This window comes from Sphingomonas sp. TZW2008 (assembly GCF_002117915.1).
In the GTDB taxonomy this organism is placed as follows: Bacteria; Pseudomonadota; Alphaproteobacteria; order Sphingomonadales; family Sphingomonadaceae; genus Sphingomonas.
Map to the genome: position 1 here is coordinate 48063 of NZ_BDJB01000014.1, position 23497 is coordinate 71559.

Here is a 23497-nt window from a genome sequence, read left to right on the forward strand (position 1 = left end):
CGGCGCAGGTGCGGCGTATGATCGTACGGGTCGCGGACTTAGGGCGAGAAACACGGCAGGACAATGCCGTGCCGCGCCCTCCCCCGCGGGGCCTCAGGCGGCGATCAGTAGATGCCGCCCTCGCGCTGCAGGAAGTCGCTTTCGGCAGCCTTCGCCTTCGCCGCTGCGGTCGGCGCCGCGGTGGGGGCCGCGGTCGGACGACGCGGGGCGCGGCGCGCCTCCGCCTGCGGCTTGAACGCTTCCCAGATCACACCGGCCTTGGGATCGCTGTCGGTCGGGAAGGTGCCGTAGACGGGTCGTCCGCTCGCGCGGTCGATCCGCACCATGCGGATGCCGGCGGGCGCGCGGAACGGCAGCACCTCCATTCCCTCATACGCCTTTGTCGCCCATTGCTTGAAGATCGGCGCCGCCAGCGTGCCACCCTGCGCATAGCCGCCGAGATTCACCGGCGAATCGTAGCCGATATATACGCCCGCCACCATCTGCGGCGTGCCCCCGATGAACCACACGTCCTTCGGCCCCGAATTGGTGCCGGTCTTGCCGAAGATCGGCCGGTTGAGATCGCGCAGCACCGTCGCGGTGCCGCGCTGGATCACGCCCTCGGCGATGTGCACCATCTGATACGCCGACATCGCGTCGAGCACCTGTTTGCCGCGCATCGACGGACGCGGCATCGCCTTGCCGTCCCAATCGGGCATGTTGCAGCGATCGCACGCGCGCCAATTCTCCGGCCAGATCACCTGCCCGCGCCGGTTCTGCACGAAATCGATCAACGTCGGCGCGTGCCAGCGCCCTTGGTTAGCGAGCACGCCGTAAGCGTTGACCATCTTGGTGACGGTCGTCTCGCCGGCGCCCAGTGCGTAGGACAGATACGGCTGATAGTCGCCGACATCCATCGCCTTCATCAGCCGCACGACGTTGGTCATGCCCGTCTGCGCCGCGGCGCGCACCGTCATCAGGTTGCGCGACTGTTCGACGCCCCAGCGCATCGTGTGCGGACCGGCGCCGCGCGAATTGCCAAAGTTGCGGAAGCATTTCTGCCCCAGCCGCGCACCCTGATAGACGCAGAACGGCCCATCGACGATGATCGACGCCGGCGTCATCCCGCGTTCGAGCGCGGCGGCGTAGACGATCGGCTTGATCGTCGACCCCGGCTGTCGCATCGCCTGCGTCGCGCGATTGAACGACTGAAGCGACGCGTCGAACCCGCCCTGCATCGCCAGGATGCGGCCGGTCTGCGGCTCCTGCACCACGAACCCGCCCGAGATCTTGGGCACCGATCGCAGCGCGAAGGCACCGCCTGACGGCGCAACGGCGATGATATCACCCACCTTCAGCGTCCCGAACGCCGGCGTGCCCTTGCCGCGCAGCGGCATCTGCGCGCCCCAGCGCGGCAGGCTGCCCTCGCTGCCGTCGGCGAAGCCGATCCGTGCCTCCGACGCGTCACGCGAAATGACGATCGCGGCACGCCAGTCCTCGTAATCGAGCATGATATTGGTATCGATCAGCGCGGTCTGCCAGCGATCGTCGCTAAACTCGACGTGCCGCAGCGGTCCGGAGAAGCCGCGCCCACGATCGTAGCGCAGCAGACCCGCGCGCAGCGCCTCGGCGGCGGCGTCCTGCACCCTGCGGTCGAGCGAGGTGCGCACCCACAGACCGCCCGAATAGACGCTGTACGGCCCGTCGCGCGCGCTCTCGCCGAACTTGTCGATCAGCTGGCGGCGGACTTCCTCGACGAAATAGCCGCCGATCCGCTCGAACTTGGGGATACGGCGCACGATCGCGCCGATCGGCTGCGCCTGCGCCTCGGATCGCTGCGCCGCGGTGATGAAGCCGTTGCGCTCCATCTCGCCGATCGCCCAGTTGCGTCGCTCGAGCGCGCGCTCGGTGCTACGGAACGGATCGTAATTGGCCGGGCCCTTCGGCAGGATCGCGATATACGCCATCTGCGCGAGCGTCAGCTCGTCGAGTTCCTTGTCGAAATAGGCGTGCGCCGCCGCCTCGACACCATAGGCGTTCCGGCCGAGGAAGATCTGGTTGAGGTAGAGCTCCAGGATCTGCGGCTTGGTCAGCGTATCCTCGATCCGCCACGCCAGGATCGCCTCGCGCATCTTGCGCGTCGGAGAATATTCGTTGCCGATCAGCAGGTTCTTGGCGACCTGCTGCGTGATCGTCGAGCCGCCGCGCGCGCGCCGGCCCGAGCCCAGCTTCGACACGTAATCGAACACCGCGCCGGCGAGCCCGGGATAATCTACGCCGTGATGCTCGAAGAAGGTCTTGTCCTCTGCCGCCAGGAAGGCACGGATGAGTAGCGGCGGATATTCGTTGAACGACAGTTCGACGCGCCGCTCGCGCGCATAGGAATAGATCGGCCCACCATCGATCGCGCGGACGTTGGTCGGCAGCGGCGGCTCGTAGGTGCGCAATTGCTCCACCGACGGCAGATCACGCGTCACGACGAACCAGAAACCGCCCAACGCGACGAGGCCGAGCGCGGCAAGTCCGGCGAGCACCTTGACCCAGGTTCGCGCCCACAGGCTAGCCGCGGTGTTGCCGATGCCGCCGCCGATACGACGCAGCCGGAGCTTCAAGGGTTCGGGGGATGTGGACGCCATACGCGGCGCCGGTGTTTAAGCAGCACCCCCGTCACTGGCAACAACGCTACGGCGGGTACGTCGCGGGAAACGCTCGCCCGACGCGGTTTCAGCGCGAAGCGGTCTGCGTCAGCCGCCGGGCGAAATACACCTCAACCGCGCGGCGCACGCTTTCCGCGATCCGCTGCCGCCCCTCGCGGCTGTCCAGGAACGCCGCGTCGTGCGGGTTCGAGATATAGCCGGTCTCGAACAGGATCGACGGCATGTCGGGCGCTTTCAGGACCAACAGCGACGCCATGCGGTGGAAATTGGGCTTAACCGGCATCAGCGGTTTCGCCTCGCGCCCGAGCAGCCGCGCGAAGCCGGCCGAGGCGTTCATAGTCTCGCGCTGCGTCAGATCGATCAGGATCGACGAGACGTCCGAACTTTCGTCGAGGTCGACGCCCGCGATGATGTCCGACTTGTTCTCGCGCGAGGCGAGCCGCGCGGCCTCCTTGTCGGACGCGACATCGGACAAGGTGTAGGCAGTCGCGCCCGACGCATCCCCGCTGCCCACGCTGTCGCAGTGGATCGAGATGAACAGGTCCGCGCGCAGCCGCCGCGCCACGCCGAACCGCTCGCGGTGCAGGATGTAGCGGTCGTCGTCGCGGGTCAGCGCCACGCGCGCCCGCCCCGACGCGATCAGTTCGTCGCGGATCGCCTTTGCGATCGCCAGCGTCACGTCCTTCTCGCGCAGCCCCGTCTCGGGGTTGATCGCGCCGGGATCGTTGCCCCCGTGGCCCGCATCGATCACCACCAGCGGCCGGCTCTCGTCACCGCGCACACGAGGCAGCACGATCTTGCGTGCCGGGGGCACTGGGATCGAAAGCTTGTACTTGGGCCGCGCCTCGCCCCAGCGGAACGGCAGGAAGCTGAGCGGAGACGCGCTGCTCGCGGCGCTGAAGCGGCGCTCGCTGACGTCGCGCAGCGACAGGTTCAGCGTACGCCCGTCATCCTCGAACGCGCCGCTCTCGACGATCATCGGCTGGGCTAGGTCGAGCACGACACGCGATCCGTCCTGCCCGCGCCAGCCCTGCCGCACCGCGGTGATGACGCCGTCGCCGTCGCTGCGACGCCCCGGCCCCGCTCCGTCGACGTCCACCGCGATCCGCTGCGGCGTATCGAGGATGAAGCTCGACGCGCCACGCACCGCCGCATCGAAATGAATGCGCACCTGACGCTCGCCGATCTCGACGCGCTCGATCGTCGCTGCCCAGCCGGGGGCACCGAACAACAAACCCGTCAGAAAAGCGGCGACGACCGACACGCGGCGCACATGCCGCGCGGGTGCCCCCCCGGTCCAGCGAAAAGCCATGTACGCAAACCCTTTGCCCTGTGCGCCAAGGTGTAGCGGGCGGCCCTCAAGCCGCGGTTGCCGGGCGCGGTTAACGGCGCGTTCGGCAATATTTTGCCGGCCGGCCGGCAACCTTGTTCCAGTTGCCGAATGACGATGGAGTTGCTAACCATCACCTTGATCGGAGTGTGCGCCCAATCGGCGCCTGCCCGACCCACCGCCCGACCGGCCGTTCGCGCCGGCGTGGGCCATCAGGTTGACGTTCGCATGCCGTATTTTCCCGCACCGCAGTTCCGACCGGCCCCCGCCGGCGGCGCGGACACGGGATCGCTCCAGGGCAGGCTGCCCGGAGATGCGCCGCGCACGAAGGCACTATTCACCACCATTCGCCTAGCCGGTCTCAGGGGGCCGGCGGCGCCTTATCATCGCGCGGACCCGCCGTCCGGCGGCGCGAGCCGTGCGCGGAGACATTTACATGACCATGCGTATGCTGATCGACGCACGCCACCGGGAGGAAACCCGCGTGGCCGTCGTCAAGGGAAACCGGATCGAAGAGTTTGATTTCGAGAGTGCCGAGCGCAAGCAGCTCAAGGGGAACATCTATCTCGCCAAGGTAACGCGCGTCGAGCCGTCACTGCAGGCCGCGTTCATTGATTACGGCGGCAATCGTCACGGCTTCCTCGCCTTCTCCGAAATCCACCCCGACTATTACCAGATCCCCAAGGAGGATCGCGAGGCGCTGCTGCGCGAGGAAGCGGAGCATGCCGCCGAAGAGGCGAAGCTGCGCGCCGAGCAGGAAGCGCACGAAGACGACGGCGACGTCGAGGACGCCGAGCATGACGTCGAGGACGATGCCGATCACGGCGATGACGCGGCCGACGAGGGCGACGGCGACGCGGAGGGCGATGCGCCGCGCGCACCGTCGTCGACCGGCATCAACGACGATCAGGTGGAGGCGCTGCGCCAGCGGCGCATGAATCTGCGCCGCCGCTACAAGATCCAGGACGTGATCCGCCGCCGTCAGGTGCTGCTGGTCCAGGTCGTCAAGGAAGAGCGTGGCAACAAGGGCGCGGCGCTGACGACCTATCTGTCGCTCGCCGGCCGCTACTGCGTGCTGATGCCCAACACGTCGCACGGCGGCGGGATCAGCCGCAAGATTTCGAACGCGTCGGATCGCAAGCGTCTGAAGTCGATCATGGCGGAGCTCGCGCTGCCGCCTTCGATGGGTTGCATCGTGCGTACCGCCGGGCTCAGCCGCACGCGTACCGAGATCAAGCGCGACTTCGATTATCTCGCCCGGCTATGGGACGGAATTCGCGAGAACACGCTTTCGAGCGCCGCGCCGGCGCTGATCTACGGCGACAGCGATCTCATCAAGCGTGCGATCCGCGACATCTACAACAAGGACATCGACGAGGTGATCGTCGAGGGCGACGAAGGCTATCGCCAGGCGCGCGAGTTCATGAAGCTGCTGATGCCGAGCCACGCCAAGCGCGTGAAGCATTACAGCGATCCGATCCCGCTGTTCCAGCGCAGTCACGTCGAGGATCAGCTCGCCGCGATGTACCACCCCGTCGTGCAGCTGAAATCGGGCGGCTATCTCGTCATCAACCCGACCGAGGCGCTCGTCTCGATCGACATCAACTCGGGCCGCTCGACGCGCGAGCACAATATCGAGCAGACCGCGACCGCGACGAACCTCGAAGCGGCGCAGGAGATCGCGCGCCAGCTGCGGCTGCGCGACATGGCCGGCCTAGTCGTCATCGACTTCATCGACATGGACAACAATTCCAATGTCCGGAAGGTCGAGAAGGCGATGAAGGAGGCGCTCAAGAACGATCGCGCGCGCATCCAGGTTGGCCGTATCTCGAGCTTTGGGCTGATGGAGATGAGCCGCCAGCGGCTGCGCACCGGCGTGCTCGAAGCGTCCACCCGCCCCTGCCCGCATTGCGAGGGCACCGGGCTGGTGCGCACCGCCTCGTCAGCCGGCCTCAGTGCACTGCGCCTGATCGAGGACGAGGCCGCGCGCGGCCGGGGATCGTATCTGACGCTGCGCGCCAGCGTCGAGGCGGCGGTTTACGTGCTCAACCGCAAGCGCGCCGACATCGCCGAGATCGAGGAGCGCTACGGCGTCAAGGTCGAGATCCTGCCCGATGGCGAGCAGGAAGGCGCGCGCATGGCGGTCGAGGCGGCGGGTCCGCCGCCGGCCTATGCGCCGCGCTTCGACCCGCCGGTCGAGGAAATCGACGACGACATCCCCGACGAGATCGAGGAGGAAGAGGACGAGGAGTTCGTCGCCGCCGAGGAGACCACGCGCACCGACGAGCCGCGTGGCGGCGACGAATCGCGCGAGGGCGGCCGCAAGCGTCGCCGTCGGCGTGGCCGTCGCGGTCGCAACGGCACCGAGGGTGAGGCGACGCCCGCGTCCAACGCCGATCTGGACGAGGGTGCGGACGACAGCCTCGCGGACGAGACCGACGCCGATGATGACGGCAGCGCCATCGCTGCCGTCACGCCGGGTGAGGAAGGTGCATCGACCGGAGAGGGCGAAGGTGGCCGTCGCCGCCGCAACCGTCGCGGCCGTCGCAACCGCCGCCGCGATGGCGACGCGGGTACGCAGGACGTCGCCGAGGTGCAGGACGCAGTAGCGCCTGCCGAGGCGCAGCCGGTAGAAACCGTCGCCGCCGCAATGCAGGCCCCGGTTGAGGCGTCAGTCGAACCGCAGGATGCCGTCGCGCCCGAGGCTGCCGAGCCCGAAGCACCGGCGCCGCGCACGCGCCGTCGTCCGCGCGCGAAGGTCGCGGCCGAGCCGGCGGTCGCCGCCGAAGTACCGGCCGAAACGGCACCTGCCGTCGACGCGCCGGTGATCGAGACGCCGGGGATCGAGGCGATCGCACCGGCGGCGGAGGAAGCCCCGGCCAAGCCGAAGCGGACACGCCGCAAGAAGGTCGACGCGATCGAAACGGCGGAGACGCCGGCTGTCGGGGCAGCCGCGCCGGCCGAGACGGCGGAAGCACCCGCCAAGCCCAAGCGGACGCGACGCAAGAAGGCGGACGTGCCGGCGGTCGACGTGCCTTCGGCCGATCTCCCCGCCCCGCAGGCGACCGAGACCGCGACGCTCGCGCCGACGCAGACCGATGGCGCTGCGCCGCCCGACGATGCCGCGGAAGGATCGACCGACGCAGGATCGGAAGCGGGTGAGCAGACCGATGCCGCGCCGCGCCGCGGTTGGTGGCAGCGCACCTTCGGAGCGTGATCGCATGGTCGTGTGCCGGGCTTCAGCGGCAGTTCAGCCGGCGGCGTGCTGAACCCGGCGCATGACCGTCCCCTTCACCCACCCTCCCCGTTCGGACGCATGACGGTGCCGCGCCTCACGCGCCGCATCGTCGGCGTCGCGCTCGCGGGCTTGGTGTGGGCACAGCCGGCGCAGGCTCAATCGATCCTGCGCGACGCCGAGACCGAGGCGCTGCTCGCCGACATGACCGCGCCGCTCATCACCGCGGCGGGGCTCAGCCCGCGCGACGTGAAGGTCGTGCTGGTCAACGATGGGTCGATCAACGCCTTCGTCGCGGGTGGGCAGATCGTCTACGTCCACTCGGGCACGCTGCAGGCGGCGAAGACCGCCAACGAGGTGCAGGGCGTGATCGCGCACGAGCTCGGCCACATCACGGGCGGCCACGTGTCGCTCTCGGGCCGCGGCTTCCAGGAAGCGACCGGCATCACCCTCCTCTCGGTCGTGCTCGGCATCGCCGCGATGGCGGCTGGCGCGGGCGAGGCGGGCGCGGGCCTCCTCGCGGCGGGACAGCAGGCGGCGATAGGCAAATATCTCGCCTTCTCGCGCCAGCAGGAAGCGTCGACCGACGCTGCCGGCGCGAAATATCTCAACGCGGCCGGCATCAGCGGCAAGGGGTATGTCAATTTCTTCAAGACGATGCAGCAAATGGAATATCGCTACGGCATCACCCGCAAGGTCGAATTCATGCTCGATCACCCGGTGTCGTCGGAGCGCGTCGCCGCGATCTCGGAAACGCTGCAATCCTCGCCGGCTTGGAACAAGCCGCTCAATGCAGAGTGGGAAGAGCGCTTCCGCCGCGTGCAGGCGAAGCTCGACGGATATTTGCTGCCGCCCGCGCAGGCGCTTCAGAAATATCCCGAGAGCAACCAGTCGATCTACGCGCATTACGCGCGCGCCTACGCCTATCACCGCAGCGGTTATCCGCAAAAGGCCGACGTCGAGGCCGCGGCGCTCGTCAAGGCCAAGCCCGACGACCCCTATTTCCTCGAGATCGAAGGGCAGATCCTGCTCGAGGCCGGCAAGCCGCGCGAGGCGCTCGAGCCGCTGCGCACTGCCACCGCCGGATCGCGCAACAATCCGCTGATCGCGACGACCTTCGGCCACGCGCTAATCGCGACCGAGGACAAGGCGAACCTGGCGGAGGCGCGGCAGGTGCTGCGCACCGCAGTGGCGCGCGACGATCAGAACCCCTTCGCCTGGCAGCAGCTCGGCACCGTCTACGAGATGACCGGCGACAGCGCGCGGGCGGCACTCGCCACCGCGGAGCGCGCGAGCATGATGGGCGATGCGAGCACCGCAGCCATGAGCGCGCGCAACGCGATGGCGGGCATTCCGCAGAACACGCCCGACTGGATCCGGGCACAGGATATCGCGATGACGTCGCAGAACGAACTTGGCAGTAAGCGCAAACGGCGATGAGCAGGATCGCTCTTCTCGGCCTCGTTCTGCTCGGCGCGCTGTTCGGCGCCGCGGGGGTGTGGATCGCCGAACGCGCCGCGCCCGGCGATCTTGGCCCAGCGGACAGGACGCGCGTCGAGCGGATCGTGCGCGACTATGTTCTCGCCAACCCCGAACTCATCCCGCAGGCGATGCAGAAGCTGCAGGAACGCGAGAGTGCGCGTGCCATCGGCGGCGATCGCGCGAAGATCGAGACGCCGTATCGCGGCGCGGTGATGGGCAATCCCAACGGCGACGTGACGCTGGTTGAGTTCTTCGACTATAATTGCGGCTACTGCCGCGCCAGCCTGCCGGTCATCCGCCAGCTGATCGCGGCCGATCCGCAGCTACGCGTCGTGTTCCGCGAACTGCCGATCCTGGCTGAGGAGAGCCGCGATGCCGCGCGCGCGTCGCTCGCCGCCGCGGCACAGAACAAGTTCCCCGCTTTCCACGAGGCGCTCTACGCCGCCGGCCCGGTAAGCGCGGCGACGATCGCGGATACCGCGCGTCGCACCGGCGTCGACGCGTCGCGCCTACCTGACGATGCGGACACCGAAATCGCCGCCAATCTAGCGCTTGCCGCGAAGCTGGGCATCACCGGCACGCCGACCTGGGTGGTTGGCGACCGCGTCCTTTCCGGCGCACAGCCATTCGACAAGCTGAAGGAAGCGATCGCCGCCGCCCGCGTGCGGTAACAGCCCGTTAGTCTGGCCGGGCGTGCACTGCACCCCCGAGCAAACCCACGTCGCCGGCGATGGCGTACCGCCCTCGCTCATCATTCCGCCACGAACCGACCGCGCAGAAGGCCACCATAGCAAAAGGGCCGCCCGGCTGCCCGGACGGCCCTTTTCTATTCGGCAATCGTGGGAGCGGTTAGCTGCCCGAGGCGAGGTTCACCGCTGCGTACTTGCCACGCCGATCGACCTCGATCTCGAAGGTCAAGCGATCGCCCTCGTTGAGGCTCGACATGCCCGCGCGCTCGACAGCGGAAATGTGAACGAACGCATCGGGCTGGCCGTCGTCGCGCTGAATGAAGCCGAAGCCCTTCATCGCGTTGAAGAACTTGACCGTGCCGGTCGCCTTCTCACCGGTCAACTGACGCTGCGGGCCGCCGGCACCACCGGCGCCGCCAGCACGCGGGCCGCGATCGCCGCCGCCGAAGCCGCCGTCACGCGGCGGGCCGCGGTCGGTGACGGGGAGCGGCTCGCCCTCGATCTTGAGGTCGGTTGCCGAGATCCGGCCACCGCGATCGACCAGCGTGAAGCCGAGCGGCTGCCCTTCGGCAAGCGCGGTTAGGCCGGCCTGCTCGACCGCCGAGATGTGGACGAACACGTCCTCGCCGCCGTCATCGCGAACGACGAAGCCGAAACCCTTCTGCGCGTTGAAGAACTTGACGACGCCGGTACCCTCACCGACGACCTGCGGGGGCATGCGGTTGCCACCGCCAAAGCCGCCACCACCGCCGCCGCCGCGGAAACCACCGCCGCCGCCGCCGCCGAAGCCGCCACCGCCGCCACGGAACCCGCCGCCGCCACCGAAGCCGCCACGGTCACCGCCGCCAAAGCCGCCGCCGCCGAAACCGCCGCCGCCGAAGCCACCACCACCGAAGTCGCCGCCGCCGCCGAAGTCGCCGCCACCGAAATCATCGCGTTTGTCGCGTCCGCGTCCGCCACGATTGCCGCGGCCACCTTTGTCGTAACTCATAAACCCTGTTCGTCTTCCCGCTCCGCCCGCCGATCGTTCAAGGCTTGCGCGCTGGACGGCCTGCGCAAGTCTTCGCAGCGCCAAAGCCAATGCGCCACACGACTCGTCATAGCGCATCGCGTCGCGCGTCGCGAACGGAATCGTCGCGATTTGCAAGTGAAACGGGCGGTTGATTGCGCAACTGTCGCGCTGAAAGCACAATCCGTCGCATGTCATGGGCCGAAAACCGTCGCTTTCCGGCGCTCGGAGCCGGTTGAGCCCGCCGCGCCCGCACGCTAGGGCACGCCATGGCCGTTCATTTCCACGAAGAAGATCTGCCCGGTGACGTCTTCGCACCCGGCGCCCCGCTCGCGGTAGATACCGAGACGATGGGGCTCATCACCCCGCGCGATCGGCTGTGCCTGGTTCAAATCTCGGACGGGCTCGGCGACGAGCATCTGGTCCGCTTCAATCCGGGCTCGGATTATGCGGCGCCGAACCTGCGCGCCGCGCTCGCCGATCCGGCGCGGCTCAAGCTCTATCATTTCGGTCGTTTCGATATCGCCGCTATCCGTCATTATATGGGGATCGTCGCCGCGCCGGTCTATTGCACAAAGATCGCCTCGCGGCTGGTGCGCACCTATACCGATCGCCACGGACTGAAGGAACTGGTGCGCGAACTCCTGGGGCAGGACATCTCGAAACAGCAGCAATCGTCCGACTGGGGCGGCCCGGTACTGAGCGAGGCGCAGCGCGATTACGCCGCGTCCGACGTGCGCTTCCTCCACCGCCTGCGCGACGAGCTTGACCGGCGCCTCGCGCGCGAGGGGCGTACGGCGCTCGCGCAGGCCTGTTTCGATTTCCTGCCGCACCGCGCCGAGCTCGATCTCGCCGGCTGGCCGGAGGCCGACATCTTCGCGCATGTCTGAGATTGCGCTTCGCGAACGGACCAAGCGCCAGCGCTGGGCCGCGCCGGGCAGCCGGCATGATCGGCTGATCGCCATCACGCACTGGCTGCTGCCGGTGCTGATCGGCGTCCTCGCGGCGTTCCTCGTCATGGCGCCGCTGACGACCGGCGGCGATGTCTCGTTCGTGCTCGACAAGAACAAGGTCGAAGTCGCGAAGGAGCGGCTCAAGATCCAGCGCGCGCAATATCGCGGCGCCGATGCCAAGGGGCAGCCGTTCGTGCTCAACGCGGGGTCGGCGCTGCAGAAGAGCTCGGCCGAACCGATCGTGCAGCTGAACGCGCTAGCCGCGCAGATCCGGCTGCAGGACGGCCCGGCGACGCTTACCGCGCCCAAGGGTCGCTACGACATGCGCAGCGAGCGCGTCGCGGTCGACGGGCCGATCGCGTTTCGCGGGCCGGATGGCTATTCGCTCGACACCAACGATGCGACCGTCGATCTCAAGACGCGCCGCATGCAGTCGGGCGGCGCAGTGACGGGTACTGTGTCGCAAGGGACGTTCAGCGCCGACCGGCTCGACGCCGACCTCGAATCGCGAACTGTGACGTTGCGCGGCAATGCCCGCTTGCGCGTGAACCCGCGAGCGACGAGATAGCGCGCCATGAAACGCGCGTCGCTCCTCCTGCTTCTGCTCGCCACCGGCGCTGGCGCACAGACGCGTCACAATTCCGCCGCCCCGATTGATTTCGGCGCGGACACGATCGAGCTGCAGGACCGCGCGAACCGCGCCGTCCTGTCGGGCAATGTCGCGGTGCGGCAGGCGGAAATGTCTCTGAACGCCGCGCGCATGACGGTGAGTTATACCGGCCAGGTCGTCGGCGGCAGTCCGCAGGTCTCGCGGCTCGACGCGGCAGGGAGCGTGATCGTGCGGCGTCCCGATCAAACGGCGCGCAGCCAATATGCGGTGTACGATCTCAACCGACGCGTCATCACGATGGTCGGCGGCGTCACGCTGACGCAGGCAGGCAACACGGTGAACGGCGGCCGGCTGACGATCAACCTCGATAACGGCAAGGCGGTGATCGACGGTTCGTCGGTGCGCGGTGGCGGCAGTGCGACCGCCCCCGGCGGCGCCGTGACGACCGCGCCGTCTGGCCGCGTGACGGGTACCTTCTCGGTGCCCAAACGCAATTGATCGCAAGGGGGCTTCCCCCGCGCACGCTCCTCATGCATGAATCCTGCCAATCGGTAGCGGGCTGACCGCCCGATCGCACGTACGGGATTGATACAGGCGATGGACGAAGTGATGCCGCTCGATCGGGCGAACCCGGTTCGCGAGGCGCCGGTGACGGGCGGCCTGCAGGTCGTGTCGATCGCCAAGTCGTACGACAAGCGCATCGTGCTCAGCGACGTCTCGGTCTCGGTCGGGCGCGGCGAGGTGGTCGGGCTGCTCGGCCCCAACGGCGCGGGCAAGACGACCTGCTTCTACTCGGTGATGGGGCTGGTGAAGCCCGATGCCGGCCGCATCATGCTCGACGGCGAGGATATCACCGGGCTACCGATGTACCGCCGCGCGATCCTCGGGCTCGGCTATCTGCCGCAGGAAACGTCGATCTTCCGCGGGCTGACGATCGAGAAGAACATCCTGACGGTGCTCGAACTGTCCGAACCCGACAAGGCGGCGCGGCAGACGAAGCTCAATAGGCTGCTCGACGAATTTGGCCTCACGCGGCTGCGCGATGCGCCGGCGATGGCGCTGTCGGGCGGCGAGCGGCGGCGCGCGGAGATCGCGCGCGCGCTCGCCGCCGATCCCTCGATCATCCTCCTCGACGAGCCGTTCGCGGGCATCGATCCCTTATCGATCGCCGACATCCGCGATCTGGTGAAGGACCTGAAGCGCCGCGGCATCGGCGTGCTCATCACCGATCACAACGTGCGCGAAACGCTCGAGATCGTCGATCGCGGCTACATTATCTACGATGGCCGCGTGCTGTTCAGCGGCGCGCCGAACGATCTCGTCGCCGATCCTAACGTGCGCCGGCTATATCTCGGCGAGGGCTTCTCGCTCTGACCGATGGGTGCGCTCCCCGCCCCGTCCCCCGCGCCTGATCGCGTCGTGTCGCGGGCTTCGCGCGCGTGAGCCTCGCCCCGCGCCTCGATCTGCGCCAGTCGCAGTCGCTGGTGATGACGCCGCAGCTGCAGCAGGCGATCAAGCTGCTCGCGCTGTCGAACCTTGAGATCGAGAGCGTCATCGCCGAGGAGATCGAGAAGAACCCGCTGCTCGAGGGCGCCCCCGCCGACGATGATGGCCCGGTGGCCGAGCGCGACACGCTTGTCGAGCGCGACGAGCCTGCGCCCGCGGACGAACTCGTCATCGCCGGAGAGGCTGCAGGCGAGACACTCGACGTCGATATCGCTGCCGAGCGGTTCGATGACGGCCCAGGCGACACAGTAGGAAGCGAGCGCGCGGCGGGCGACGGTCTCGGCCTCGACGGTGCGAGCGGGACGGCCAGCGCGGACGGCCCAGATTTCGACGCAATGGCTAGCGCCGACCTGTCCTTGGCCGACCATCTGCTGCGCCAAGCGGGCGAGGCGCTTGCCGGCGGCGATCTGTTCGTCGCGCAGCACCTTATCGATCTGATTGATGAGGCCGGCTACCTCACCGCCAATCTGCTCGACGTGGCGACGCGGCTCGGCGTTCCGCTCGCACTGATCGAACAGGTGCTGGGCGTGATCCAGACGTTTGATCCGACCGGCGTCGGCGCGCGCGACCTTGCCGAATGCATCGCGCTCCAGGCGAAGGAGGCGGATCGCTACGATCCGTGCATGGCGCGGCTGATCGACAATCTCGATCTCGTCGCGCGCGGCGATCTGCCGCGGCTCAAGCGGCTCTGCCAGGTCGACGACGAGGACATGGCGGACATGATCCGCGAGCTGCGCGGCTACGACCCAAAGCCGGGCTGCCGCTACGGTGGTGAGCCGGCGCAGTCGGTGACCCCCGATCTCCACGTGCGCCGCACCGCGGCCGGCTGGGTGGTGGAGCTCGACGCCGCGTCGCTGCCGCGCGTGCTCGTCAACCGCCGCTATCACGCCGAGCTGTCGGCCGCGCCGCAGGACAAGGCATCGAAGGCGTGGCTCGGCGACATGCTGGCGAGCGCCAACTGGCTGGTGAAGGCGCTTGACCAGCGGCAGAAGACGATCATCCGCGTCGCGACCGAGATCGTGCGCCAGCAGGAGGCGTTCTTCCTGAAGGGCGTCGCGCACCTGCGCCCGCTGACGCTGCGCCAGGTCGCCGACGCGATCGAGATGCACGAATCGACGGTCAGCCGCGTGACGTCGAACAAATACCTGAGCTGCGCGCGCGGCCTGTTCGAGCTCAAATACTTCTTCACCTCGGCGATCCAGGCGGCCGACGGCGGCGACGCGGTGTCCGCGGAGGCAGTGAAGAGCGCGATCAAGGCACTGATCGCGAACGAGGGCGCGAAGGTGCTGAGCGACGACACGATCGTCGAGCTGCTCAATGCCAAAGGCTTCGACATCGCGCGGCGCACGGTGGCGAAATATCGTGAGGCGATGGGGATCGGCAGCTCGGTGCAGCGGCGCCGGCAACGCGCGCTGGCCGGTTAGGCGATCCCCCCCCCCCCCCCCCCCCCCGGCGGCGCCCCCCCGCCNNGGCCCCGGGGCGGGTTGGGGGCCCCCCCCCCCCCCCCCGCGTCAGGCGGCCAGCCGGCGCGGCACCTTCAGCTTCATGTCGAGCAGCTGCTGCCCCTTGCCCTTCGCCAGCGGATCGAGCCTGAGGCTGGCGAACTGCCCCCCGCCGAGCGACTGGATACAGTGGAGATTGATCGCGTTCATGCCCGGTAATTCGTAGCGCCGGACTTCGGGATGCGCGGCCCCTTCGAATTCGTGCGCGAAGAACGCCTTCACCGCTTCCTCAGTCAGCGCGGCGCGGATCCACGGCAGCAGATCGGGCCGACGCGCGATCACCCCGACGTTGAACGCGTCGCCCTTGTCGCCCGATCGCGCCCAGGCGACGTCGATCAGCGCAACCTCGACCAGATCGTCGTCGCCGTCACCAACCGGCGCCTCGCCCACCGACGGACGCTCGACCATCGCGTCCGCGAAGGGTGTCGCCGGCGCCGGATTGATCACTGCGATCGTCTCGCCGCCGATCGCAACCGATGCATCGACCGATCCGCCGTCGACTAGGAACGAGAATACTTGCGATACCGGCGAGATCGTCGGCCGCGCGCCGAACCATCCGGTCGAACCGACGCTCATCGATGTGGTCGGCGAATCAAACTCGCGCATCATGATGCCAAGTGCGGCCTCGTCGTCGTGCTCGGCGCCGATCCGCGCGATCACCTCGCGCGTCGCCGCCAGCGCCGGATTGGCCTGCGCGCCGTAGCTTGCCTCGGTTCCCAGCAATTCGACGCGGGTGTCGCGCAGCGGCGGCAAGTTGCGATCGCGCAGCATCTCGTTGACGCGGGTGATCACCGCCTGCGCCTGCGCCGCGGCCTTGCGCGCCGCATCCCGGCCGACGACGGGCATGATGCCGATGAAGCGGAAACCGTTCTCGTAGGTGACGCATGTCTTGAGGTTGCCGCTCGGCGGATAGCCCTTGGCGTTCGACACACGCACGCGGTGCTCGCCGTCCTGCGTGACGCGCAGCTGCGTGAAGTCGCACACCACGTCGGGCAGCGCGTAACCCTGCGGATCGCCCACCTCGTAGAGTATTTGCTCGGACACCGCGGCGACCGATACCAGCCCACCGGTACCGGCCGGCTTGGTAACGACGAAATCGCCGTCGGCGTGGCATTCGATCACCGGATAGCCGATATGTGCCCAGTCGGGCACCTTCTCCCAGTCAGTGAACAGCCCGCCCGTCGCCTGCGCGCCGCATTCGATCACATGCCCGGCGAGCGATCCTGCCGACAGCCGGTCATGATCGTCCGCACTCCAGCCGAACTCATGGATCAGCGGCCCGAGCGTCAGCGCGCTGTCGACCACGCGGCCGGTGATGACGACGTCGGCCCCCGCGGCAAGCGCCGCCGCGATCGGGCCGCCGCCGAGATAGGCATTGGCGGTCCACACCTTTGACGGATCGGGAAAGCGCGTGCCGGCGAACATCTCGGGCGTGCCTTCGGCGGCGAAGGCCGGCACCCGATCGAGCAGATCGTCGCCGGTGACGATCGCGATGCGAAAGCTGACGCCCGCCTCGGCCGCGATCTCCTCCATCCGCGCGCGGCAGGCGGCCGGGTTCACGCCGCCGGCGTTGGTGACGACGCGCACTCCCTGTGCCTTGAACTCGCGCAGATTGTCCTTCCACACCCATTCGGTGAAATCGCGCGCATAGCCCTGATCGGGACGCGCCCGCTTGAGCTGGCCGAGCGGTGCCATCGTCGCCTCGGCGAGATAGTCGAGGATCATGTAATCGAGCCCGCCGCCGGCGAGCAGTTGCGGCGCGGCCACCGAACTGTCGCCCAGGAAACCCCCTGCGCCGCCGATGCGGACGATCTTCGCCATCATGCCTCTCCCGCTTTATCTTACGGGAACGGCTACAGGATTTGGCCCGTCAGGCAAGATCGCCCGCCGCATCGAGCAGCGGGGCTCGCGCGGATCAGTCGGCGAACGGGTCGCGCACCAGAATCGTGTCCTCGCGTTCCGGGCTGGTCGACACCAGCGCGACGGGGCAGTTGATCAACTCCTCGATGCGGCGGATGTACTTGATCGCCTGCGCTGGCAGATCGGCCCAGCTGCGCGCGCCAGCAGTCGACTGTGACCATCCGTCTATCGTCTCGTACACCGGGCGCACTGCCGCCTGATCGGCCGCGTGCGACGGAAAATAGTCGATCGTTTGCCCGTGCAGCGTGTAGCCGGTGCAGATCGCGATCTCTTCGAACCCGTCGAGCACGTCCAGCTTGGTCAGCGCGATGCCGGTGATCCCGCTCACCGCCGCCGCCTTGCGCACCAGGACGGCGTCGAACCAGCCGCAGCGGCGCTTTCGCCCCGTCACCGTGCCGAACTCGCGCCCGCGCGTGCCGAGCCGCTCGCCCGTCTCGTCGTCGAGCTCGGTTGGGAACGGGCCCGATCCGACGCGCGTCGTATAGGCCTTGGCGATGCCGAGCACGAAGCCGACCGCGCCCGGCCCCAGCCCGGAACCGCCCGCGGCCGTGCCGGCAATCGTGTTCGACGACGTGACGAACGGATAGGTGCCGTGATCGATGTCGAGCAGAACGCCCTGCGCGCCCTCGAACAGGATGCGGCGGCCGCGCGCGCGCGCTTCGTTCAGATCGCGCCACACCGGCTTGGCGAACGACAGCACGAAATCGGCGATCTCGCGCAGGTCGGCGATCAGCCGGTCGCGATCGATCGGCGGTTCGCCGAACCCCGCGCGCAGCGCATCGTGATGCGCGGTCAGCCGGTCGAGTTGCGGCGCGAGATCATCGAGATGCGCCAGATCGCAGACGCGGATCGCGCGGCGACCCACCTTGTCCTCATATGCCGGGCCGATGCCGCGCCGCGTGGTGCCGATCTTGCCCGCGCCGCTCGCATCCTCGCGCAGCCCGTCGAGATCGCGGTGGAACGGCAGGATCAGCGCGCAATTATCGGCGATGCGCAGCGTATCGGGCGTGATCGCGATGCCCTGCTCGCCCAGCTTCGCCACCTCGTCGCGCAGCGCCCAGGGATCGAGCACAACGCCATTGCCGATTACGGACGGCGTGCCGCGCACGATTCCCGACGGCAGCAGCGACAGCTTGTAGACGTTCTCGCCGACGACCAGCGTGTGCCCGGCATTGTGGCCGCCCTGGAAGCGCACCACCATGTCGGCGCGCTCGGCCAGCCAGTCGACGATCTTGCCCTTGCCCTCGTCGCCCCACTGGGCGCCGATCACCGCTACGTTCGCCATGGATACGGTTGCTCCCCTGCCGGAATGACCCCGCGCGCCCTTCGACAGGACTCGGCACGTGGGGGATGGCTGGAATGTGCGCCGCGCCGGTAGCGGCGCGAGCCGCGCACTGTCAACCGCCGAGCGGCCGCGCCTCGCCGCCGGCAAAGACGTGGGTGCACAATTGCGCCTCGGGCGTGTCGCCCGGCTCGAGCGCGGCGACCGTCACCCATCCCGCGCTGCGCAGTTCCGCCCCGATCTTGGGCGGGGTGCCGGCGGGCAGAAACAGCCGGCGGCGCGCACCGGCATAGGCGCCAGCGATCGACGCGGCGTACAGCGAGAAGCCCGTCGCCACCTCCTCCGCCCCGCCCTCATGCATCAGCGTGTAGGTGCCGCCGCGCCCAACCTCGCGCGGCGATCCTTCCGCGAACAGCGAGAAGCCGAGCCACGTCTGATATTCGAACCCGTGCCGCTCGGTCGGGTCGAGCGTCAGCGTCGCCCGGTCGCCGACAGCGGCAGCGATCGCCTCCAGCGCGTCGAGCCGTGAGGCCAGCACGCCCGCCACGTCGAATTGCCGCAGCCGGCCGATCGCGCTGTCGAACGGGCCCGCGGCCTCGATCAGCGGCAGATAGGCGGGGGCGATCTGTGCCACCGCGCCCGCGTCCTTCGCATCAAGCCGGTCGCGCAGTCGTTCGACATCGTCAATTGGCAGCGCGCCGGCGGCCAGCGTCGGCACCAGATCGGGCAGCGTGAAATCGAGTGAGACGCCTTGCGCGCCCGCCGCGGCGAGCGCCTCCACCGCAACCGTCACCACCTCGCGTGCCGCCGCCACGGTATCGAGCCCGATCAGCTCGCACCCAATCTGGCGCGTTTCGCGCTCGGGCTGCAGAGCGCCGCCGCGCAGCTTCAGCACCGATCCGGCGTAGCTGAGCCGGACGGGGCGCGGATGGTGCGCCATGCGCGTCGCCGCGATCCGCGCAATCTGCGCGGTGATGTCGGGGCGGATTGCCATCGTCCGCTGGCTGACCGGATCGACGAAGCGCACCGCATCGAACAGCCCGCCGTCCTTCAACCGCGACGCGAGCCCGTCGGCAAACTCGGCGAGCGGCGGATCGACGCGCTCATAGCCGTAGCCGTGCGCCACGCCGAGGACATGCGCCTCCACCGCCGCGGCTCCATCGGCGTGCGGCGGCAGGGAGTCGCGGAAACCTTCGGGCAGCAGGCTGGTACGGGTCATGCGGCGCCTCTACCCGGAGAGCCGGATCGGGGAAAGCCGCGCCAGCAAGGTGCTACGCCGTCAGCGCGGCGGCACGGCCTCGGGGGTGGCGGGCGCGTCCTCAAGCGTCGTGCCGGAGCGTTCGCGCACCACGATCGGTGCGGTCGGCGCTTCCGACATCGGGCTCGAGTTCCTCGGTGCCTTGCCCTTCAGCTCGTCGATCTCGTTCTGCCGACGCTGGAGGTAGAAGTCGCGCGACCGAGCATAGGGATCGGACTGGCCGTCGTGCAGTTGCTTCAGCGTATCGTCGAACTCCGCGCGGTGATCGAGCGCGCCGAGCACCGCGAACGGCACGGCATATTCGGGCTGCGTAATGCGTGAGCCATAGACGAACGGGAACAGCAGCCGGTCGAGCGCGCCGCCGATCAGGTCGCGCGGCGTCGTCGGGCCGACGATCGGCAGGAACAGGAACGGCCCCGACTTGATGCCGTAGAAGCCGAAGGTGTTGGCGAAGCCGTTACTGCGCCGCTTCGCGCGGAACGGCTTGCGCTTCGCCATGTCGAACAGGCCGGCGATGCCGATCGTGGTGTTGATGGCAAACCGCCCGACCGTTTCCAGCGCGCGCCCGATCTTGAGCTGCAGCGCGAAGTTGAGCGCCACCACCGGCTCGCGAAGATTGTAGAGGAAATTATGGATGCCGTCGCGCACCGGCTTGGGCAGGATGCTCTTGTAGGTGCGCGCGAGCGGCGCGACGATCGCGCTGTCGACCGCCATCGTCGCCTCGAACGCAACGGTGTTGACGTCGGCGAAGGGATCGGGCGCCTCCCACGCGCCGCGCCCGGTGACGACGATGTCCTGTGCTGGCTGGGGCGATGCCGGCGGGGTCTGCGCGGCGACGGGAGCAATCGCATCGGCCCGCGGCGCGATCTCGCCTGGAACGAAATCGGCGGCCGGCATGATCGCCGGCAGATCGGCGTGGATCGGAACATCGGCGAGCGCGGTGACGTCGGCCAGATGGGTGATGTCAATGCCGAGCGGCAGCGCCGGCTGCGCGAGCGGCGGCGCGACGAGCAGCGCCCCGGCAAAGATCAACGCACTCACATTCAGTCCCCGGCGGTTCCGTTCCACCTTCGCGATGGAGCGGGACCGTGGCGGGTCGGACGGGCGATGACAACCGTTAAGTCGTGCATCGCCTGCCCTGCCGCGTCGGTCAGAAGCGCAGCCCCATCGCGGTCTTGACGCCCGGCAGCGCCTTCACAGTCGCGAGCAGCTCGGGCGTCACCGGCTCGTCGACGCTGAGCAGCAACACCGCCTCGCCGCCCGCCTGTCGCCGGCCGAGGTGGAAGGTGCCGATATTGACCCCCGCCTCGCCCAGCGTCGTGCCCAGCCGGCCGATGAAGCCCGGTGCGTCCTCGTTGACGACGTAGAGCATCGCGCCGCTGAGGTCGGCCTCCACCTTGATGCCGAACAGCTCCACCAGCCGCGGCGCCTCGTCACCGAACAGCGTGCCCGCGACCGAGCGTTCGCCGTCGGCGGTGCGCACCGACACGCGCAGCAGCGTGTGATAATCGCCGGCCCGCTCGGTTCGGATCTCGCGCACTTCCGTTCCGCGATCGCGCGCGAGCACGGGCGCGTTGACCATGTTCACCGTGTCGGTCTGCGTGCCCAGGAACCCCTTCAGCACTGCGCTCGTCAGCGGTTTGGGATTGAGCTCCGCCGCTGCACCCTCGCGGTGGATCGACACGCGATCGATCGCCCCGTGCGCCAGTTGGCCGACGAGGCTGCCGAGCTTCTCGGCGAGCCCCATATAGGGCTTCAGTTTCGGCGCCTCCTCGGCGCTGAGGCTCGGCATGTTGAGCGCATTGGTGACGCCGCCCGAGACGAGATAGTCCGCCATCTGCTCGGCGACCTGGATCGCGACGTTGACCTGCGCCTCGGTGGTCGATGCGCCAAGGTGCGGCGTCGAGACGAAGTTCGGCGTGCCGAACAGCGGGCTCTCCTTCGCCGGCTCGGTGACGAAGACGTCGAGCGCCGCGCCGCCGATATGCCCGCTGTCGAGCCCCTGCTTCAGCGCCACCTCATCGATCAGCCCGCCGCGCGCGCAGTTGATGATGCGCACGCCCTGCTTGGTCTTGGCGAGGTTCTCCGCCGACAGAATGTTGCGAGTCTGATCGGTCAGCGGCGTGTGCAACGTGATGAAGTCGGCGCGCGCCAGCAGGTCGTCGAGCGTCACCTTCTCGACGCCAAGCTCGATCGCGCGATCCTCGGTGAGGAACGGATCGAACGCGACGACCTTCATCTTCAGTCCACGGGCGCGATCGGCGACGATCGAGCCGATGTTGCCCGCGCCGATCAGCCCCAGCGTCTTGCTGGTCAGCTCGACGCCCATGAAGCGGTTCTTCTCCCACTTGCCCGCCTGCGTCGAGGCGTCAGCCTCGGGCAACTGGCGGGCGAGCGCGAACATCAGCGCGATCGCATGCTCGGCGGTGGTGATCGAATTGCCGAACGGCGTGTTCATCACCACCACGCCCTTGGCGGAAGCGGCCGGGATGTCGACGTTGTCGACGCCGATGCCCGCACGCCCGACGACCTTGAGGTTGGTCGCGGCGTCGAGGATGTCCTTCGTCACCTTGGTCGAGCTGCGGATCGCGAGCCCGTCATAGCCGCTGATGATCGCCTTCAACTCGTCCGGCGTCTTGCCGGTGATCTCGTCGACCTCGACGCCGCGCTCGCGAAAGATCTGCGCGGCCTTGGGATCCATTTTGTCGCTGATGAGAACTTTTGGCATGGGTATTGTCCTAGGTACGGCCGTCATCCGCGCTGATAAGCGCAGCTTCGTCGACGACTAGAATGTGGAGGCTCTGCGTTTGGAAAAGCGCGGTCAGGCCGCCCTCGCCGTCGCATAGGCCCAGTCGAGCCATGGGCCGAGCGCGACGATGTCCGCGGTGTCGACCGTCGCGCCGCACCAGATACGCAAGCCCGGCGGCGCATCGCGATAGCCACCGATATCATAGGCCGCGCCTTCCGCCTCGAGCAGCGAGACCATCTTCTTGATCACCGCTTCGTCGGCATCGACGGTCAGGCAGACGCTGGTCTTCGAGCGCGACGCGGGATCGGTCGCGAGATGCCCGAGCCAGTCGCGCGCGGCGACGATCTCGTCGAGCGCCGCGGCATTCGCGTCAGACCGCGCGATCAGTCCGCGCTCGCCAAGCGACTTCGCCCATTCCAGGCTGAAGATCGCGTCCTCGACCGCGAGCATCGACGGAGTATTGATCGTCTCGCCCTTGAACACGCCTTCAGCGAGCTTGCCCTTGGAGACGAGGCGGAACACCTTGGGAAGCGGCCACGCCGGCGTGTAGCTCTCCAGCCGCTCGACCGCGCGCGGCCCGAGGATCAGCACGCCGTGCGCGCCTTCCCCGCCCAGCACCTTCTGCCACGAGAAGGTGGCGACATCGATCTTGTCCCACGGCAGGTCGTACGCGAACACGCCGCTGGTTGCGTCGGCGAAGGAGAGTCCTTCGCGACCGTCCGCGATCCAGTCACCGTCCGGCACGCGCACACCGCTGGTAGTGCCGTTCCAGGTGAACAGCACGTCGTTCGACCAATCGACCTGGCCCAGATCGGGCAGCTGGCCGTAATCGGCGCGGATCACCGTCGGATCGATCTTGAGCTGCTTGACCGCATCGGTCACCCAGCCCTCGCCGAAGCTTTCCCAGGCGAGCGCGGTGACCGGGCGGGCGCCGAGCATCGTCCACATCGCCATTTCATAGGCGCCGGTATCGGAGCCCGGGACGATGCCGATGCGATGCGTGTCGGGAAGCGCGAGCAGCTCGCGCATCAGGTCGATGCAATATTGCAGCCGCTGCTTGCCGATCTTGGAGCGGTGCGACCGGCCCAGCGAAGAATCGGCGAGCTTGGCGGCATCCCAGCCCGGCGGCTTGGCGCACGGGCCCGACGAGAAATAGGGGCGCACCGGCTTGGTCGCGGGTTTCGCAGGCGCAATCGTGGCGTCGGCGAGCGTCGTATCAGTCATATAACTCTCCTCACAGAGAGCACGCGCGGCGTTGGGACCGCGTGGCCCGTCGACGGCCCTAGACGTGCGTTGGTCGCGTGACAACCGTCTGCGCCGCCAAGGGTTGCGCGCA

The 23497-nt window shown here is 68.4% G+C and carries 17 protein-coding genes; 8 read left to right on the plus strand and 9 right to left on the minus strand.

Annotation, left to right across the window (positions count from 1 at the left end):
* Positions 1–104: 104 nt before the first annotated feature.
* On the minus strand, positions 105–2615 hold the full coding sequence (locus B7L05_RS14580) for a penicillin-binding protein 1A (protein WP_085811014.1): 2511 nt from the start codon (positions 2613–2615) through the stop codon (positions 105–107).
* An 88-nt stretch (positions 2616–2703) separates the two neighbouring features.
* Positions 2704–3948 carry an N-acetylmuramoyl-L-alanine amidase gene (locus B7L05_RS14585; protein ID WP_085811015.1) on the minus strand — a complete coding sequence of 415 codons (1245 nt, stop codon included), beginning with the start codon at positions 3946–3948 and terminating at the stop codon, positions 2704–2706.
* A 466-nt stretch (positions 3949–4414) separates the two neighbouring features.
* Between B7L05_RS14585 and B7L05_RS14590 the strand changes: the two genes are divergently transcribed.
* From B7L05_RS14590 to B7L05_RS14600, 3 genes are all read left to right on the plus strand, one after another.
* The gene (locus B7L05_RS14590; RefSeq protein WP_085811016.1) at positions 4415–7183 is read left to right on the plus strand and encodes a ribonuclease E/G; all 2769 of its coding nucleotides are present in this window, start codon (positions 4415–4417) and stop codon (positions 7181–7183) included.
* A gap of 99 nt (positions 7184–7282) precedes the next feature.
* Positions 7283–8641 carry a M48 family metalloprotease gene (locus tag B7L05_RS14595; protein ID WP_085811017.1) on the plus strand — a complete coding sequence of 453 codons (1359 nt, stop codon included), beginning with the start codon at positions 7283–7285 and terminating at the stop codon, positions 8639–8641.
* Positions 8638–9354, plus strand: a complete 717-nt coding sequence (locus tag B7L05_RS14600) for a DsbA family protein (RefSeq protein WP_085811018.1) — start codon at positions 8638–8640, stop codon at positions 9352–9354. Before B7L05_RS14595 ends, B7L05_RS14600 begins: the two co-directional genes overlap by 4 nt.
* A gap of 178 nt (positions 9355–9532) precedes the next feature.
* Here B7L05_RS14600 and B7L05_RS17820 read toward each other — a convergent pair whose 3' ends face one another.
* On the minus strand, positions 9533–10363 hold the full coding sequence (locus B7L05_RS17820) for a cold-shock protein (protein ID WP_085811019.1): 831 nt from the start codon (positions 10361–10363) through the stop codon (positions 9533–9535).
* A 287-nt stretch (positions 10364–10650) separates the two neighbouring features.
* Between B7L05_RS17820 and B7L05_RS14610 the strand changes: the two genes are divergently transcribed.
* The 5 genes from B7L05_RS14610 (at position 10651) to rpoN (ending at position 14874) form a co-directional block, all read left to right on the plus strand.
* Positions 10651–11271, plus strand: coding sequence for a ribonuclease D (locus B7L05_RS14610; RefSeq protein ID WP_085811020.1), 621 nt, complete (start codon positions 10651–10653; stop codon positions 11269–11271).
* On the plus strand, positions 11264–11902 hold the full coding sequence (gene lptC, locus B7L05_RS14615) for an LPS export ABC transporter periplasmic protein LptC (RefSeq protein WP_085811021.1): 639 nt from the start codon (positions 11264–11266) through the stop codon (positions 11900–11902). Before B7L05_RS14610 ends, lptC begins: the two co-directional genes overlap by 8 nt.
* A gap of 6 nt (positions 11903–11908) precedes the next feature.
* Entirely contained in the window at positions 11909–12442 is a 534-nt protein-coding gene (locus tag B7L05_RS14620) for an LptA/OstA family protein (protein ID WP_085811022.1), read from the plus strand.
* 99 nt (positions 12443–12541) lie between these two features.
* On the plus strand, positions 12542–13318 hold the full coding sequence (gene lptB, locus B7L05_RS14625) for an LPS export ABC transporter ATP-binding protein (RefSeq protein ID WP_085811023.1): 777 nt from the start codon (positions 12542–12544) through the stop codon (positions 13316–13318).
* 65 nt (positions 13319–13383) lie between these two features.
* Positions 13384–14874 (plus strand): RNA polymerase factor sigma-54, encoded by a 1491-nt coding sequence (gene rpoN, locus B7L05_RS14630; protein ID WP_085811024.1) that lies wholly within the window; start codon positions 13384–13386, stop codon positions 14872–14874.
* An 87-nt stretch (positions 14875–14961) separates the two neighbouring features.
* Here the strand turns inward: rpoN and B7L05_RS14640 are convergent, their stop codons facing one another.
* The 6 genes from B7L05_RS14640 to B7L05_RS14665 all read right to left on the minus strand — a co-directional run bounded on the left by B7L05_RS14640 (position 14962) and on the right by B7L05_RS14665 (position 23385).
* Positions 14962–16776, minus strand: coding sequence for an acyclic terpene utilization AtuA family protein (locus B7L05_RS14640; protein ID WP_085811025.1), 1815 nt, complete (start codon positions 16774–16776; stop codon positions 14962–14964).
* A gap of 91 nt (positions 16777–16867) precedes the next feature.
* Entirely contained in the window at positions 16868–18157 is a 1290-nt protein-coding gene (locus B7L05_RS14645; RefSeq protein WP_085811026.1) for an adenylosuccinate synthase, read from the minus strand.
* Between the two features lie 112 nt (positions 18158–18269).
* Entirely contained in the window at positions 18270–19373 is a 1104-nt protein-coding gene (locus B7L05_RS14650; protein WP_085811027.1) for an ATP phosphoribosyltransferase regulatory subunit, read from the minus strand.
* Between the two features lie 60 nt (positions 19374–19433).
* On the minus strand, positions 19434–20453 hold the full coding sequence (locus B7L05_RS14655) for a VacJ family lipoprotein (RefSeq protein ID WP_256926771.1): 1020 nt from the start codon (positions 20451–20453) through the stop codon (positions 19434–19436).
* Between the two features lie 109 nt (positions 20454–20562).
* Positions 20563–22140, minus strand: a complete 1578-nt coding sequence (gene serA, locus B7L05_RS14660) for a phosphoglycerate dehydrogenase (RefSeq protein ID WP_085811028.1) — start codon at positions 22138–22140, stop codon at positions 20563–20565.
* Positions 22141–22233: 93 nt separating this feature from the next.
* Positions 22234–23385 (minus strand): phosphoserine transaminase, encoded by a 1152-nt coding sequence (locus tag B7L05_RS14665; protein ID WP_085811029.1) that lies wholly within the window; start codon positions 23383–23385, stop codon positions 22234–22236.
* Between the last annotated feature and the right edge of the window lie 112 nt (positions 23386–23497).